At 27.6% G+C, this 268-nt stretch carries 1 pseudogene; it reads right to left on the reverse strand.

Going from position 1 to position 268, the window contains the following annotated elements:
• Positions 1–268 (reverse strand): annotated as a pseudogene (locus NG918_RS16860) (replication initiation protein); the annotation flags it as partial.

A 268-nucleotide genomic window follows, 5' to 3' on the forward strand; every position in this document is an offset into this window, starting at 1 on the left:
TAAGCTTATCTATTGTATATGTGACTTCTTTATTAAGACCACTCCACACTCTAAATAATTCATAAAACCTTTGAGTATAATAACCATTAGCTTGTTTTATCATCTTTAAGTTGATTGGAGAATAACCAAGCTCTTTATATCCCATTAGTACCTCGTAAAGATCCTTATCTAAATAACAATTAAAATTAAGAGTGTCCTTATCTTCTATAACCTTATTAATAAGAGTTGTTATTACATAACTCTTTCTCTTTTCAAATCTAATTGGGAT

The organism is Clostridium sp. ZBS2 (genome assembly GCF_023845855.1).
GTDB classification, from domain to species: domain Bacteria; phylum Bacillota; class Clostridia; order Clostridiales; family Clostridiaceae; genus Clostridium; species Clostridium aquiflavi.